The 2,123-nt window shown below is 68.4% G+C and carries 2 protein-coding genes; both read right to left on the bottom strand.

Annotation, left to right across the window (positions count from 1 at the left end):
• Positions 1-793, bottom strand: a 793-nt coding sequence (istB, locus tag H0W38_RS21680) for an IS21-like element helper ATPase IstB (protein WP_292458117.1), incomplete at its 3' end; no start/stop codon positions are given.
• A complete protein-coding gene (istA, locus tag H0W38_RS21675) occupies positions 790-2,046 on the bottom strand; it encodes an IS21 family transposase (RefSeq protein ID WP_292458114.1) in 1,257 nt (418 codons plus the stop codon). The genes istA and istB, both read right to left, overlap by 4 nt.
• Positions 2,047-2,123: the final 77 nt, after the last annotated feature.

The raw sequence follows: 2,123 nt of genomic DNA, 5'->3' as shown, positions 1-2,123 counted from the left end.
GGGGCGTGCCGTTTTGCAGCGCCGCGCGGTTGCGCAGATGCTCCGGCAGCAGGTTCGCGTGCTCACGCAGGCGGTACGAGTTGCCCTCGATCGGGATCACCACCGCGTGGTGCAGCAGCCGGTCCAGCAGCGCGGTGGCCACCACCGAGTCGCCGAAGATCTCGGCCCATTCGCCGAAGCCACGGTTGCTCGTCATGATCATCGCGCAGCGCTCATAGCAGGCGTTGACGAGTTGGAAGAACAGATTACCCCCGCCCGAGCCGACCGGCAGGTAGCCGATCTCGTCGACGATCAAGACGCTGTGACGGGCCAAGTAGCGCACCCGCTCGGTGAGGCGCCCCTCGCGCTCGGCACGCCGCATCGAATCCACCATCTCCGCCAGCGTGGCCATGTAGACGCTCTTGCCGGCGCGCACCGCCTCCACGCCGAGGGCGATCGCCAAGTGGCTCTTGCCCGTGCCCGGCGGGCCGAGCAGATGCACGCACTGATGCCGTGCCACGAACTCGAGCTCGGCCAGCGCCAGCACCCGGTTGCGGTCCAGGCTCGGCTGGAAGCTGAAGTCATAGCCCGAGAGCGTCTTGACGGTCGGCAGCCGCGCCGTCTGCAGCGCCATCTTGATGCGCCGGCTCTCGCGCGTCGTGTACTCCTCGCCCAGCAGCGACTCGATCGCCTCCAGCGCACTGACCTCGCCCTGCTCGATGCGGGAGAGCGTCATCTGTAGCGCCTCCAGCGCTCGCGGCATCTTCAGACCAACCAGGTGCCGGCGGATGCGGTCGGTCGTGTCGCCGCTCATGGCGCCGCTCCCGAGGTAGCACGTGACACCGCGCCGAGCCGCTCGGCCACCGCCGCGTAAATCTCCAGCCCTCGGCGAGCCACGCTGTGACCGGGCGGCTGTATCGGCGACGGCTTGTCGACCTCGGGGGCCGCGTTCGAGCGCCGCGGCTGTCGATGTCCCGGCAGCAGCGAGCGCTGGCGCCGCCCGTGCAATAGCGTGTGCACCGCCACTAGGCGATGGCCGTCGTGGATGCGCACGCAGTCGGCGGTCGTCTCCACCTCCAGCACGCGCTTCACGGTACCGTCGGGCACGCTGTACAAGTTGCCGCCCACCGAGACCATGCCCTCGTGGCTGACGCGCCGTTCGGTGCGCAGCACCGCGTCGAAGCGCCCGGCGGGCAGTGGCTTCAAGCTGACGCGTTCGGTCTTGAAGTGCTCGGCAACGATGCGCCCGGTGCTGCCGTGCTGACGGGCGTTGGCGACCGTGTCGAGCCACACGCGCAGTTGCCGGTTCAGGTCGTCAAGGTTGGCGAAGCTGCGCGCGAGGAAGAAGTTGGCCCGCACGTAGCGGAACGGCCGCTCGATCTTGCCCTTGGTCTTGGCGCGGTAGGGCTTGCAGGCGCGCGGCTTGAAGCCGTAGTGCGCGCCCAGGCCGATCAGCTTGGCGTTGTAGACGATGCCGGCATCAATAGCCGCCTCGCCGAGCACGGCGGTCTTCATGCGGTCGTACAGGATCTCGTGCGGCGTGCCGCCGAAGTGCTCGAAGGCCAGCATGTGGCAGCGCAGCACGGTGCCCAGATCCTGGTGCAGCACGTACTGTCCCCAGAGGTAGCGGCTGTGGCCGAGCACCATGGCGAAGAGCCAGACGCGGTGCTGCACGCCGGGCTGCTCGGTGAACTCGACCATGAAGTGCGCGAAGTCGACTTGTGCCTGGCGACCGGCGGGGGTCTCGAAGCGGACCTCGAAGGGCGCGATCACGGGAGGTCTGACCGCGCGCAGGAAGTCGTTGAGTTGGGTGACGCCGCCGGCGTAGCCACGCTCGCGCAGCTCTCGCAGTAGCCGCACGCCGCTGAGTTCGGGCCAGGCGGCCACGCGCTCGCGCAGGTAGGTCTCGTAAGGACCGAGCAGCGTCGGCCGCGGTGTGCGCGCCGCGTACGTCGGCACGACCAAGCCGCGCGCGATCACCTTGCGAACGGTCTTGCGGTCGTGCCCGGTGCGCTCCGCAATGGCCGACACCGACAGACCCTGTTGATGCAATTCCAGAATCATCATCCATCCCTTCAGATTGACCACCCGCCCTCCGCATGTCGCCGCTCAAGGACGACCATGCTCAGGGCCAAGTGCCGAGC

The organism is Methylibium sp., assembly GCF_013817365.1.
In the GTDB taxonomy this organism is placed as follows: domain Bacteria; phylum Pseudomonadota; class Gammaproteobacteria; order Burkholderiales; family Burkholderiaceae_C; genus Methylibium.
This window is presented reverse-complemented; position numbering and strand designations above follow the sequence as displayed.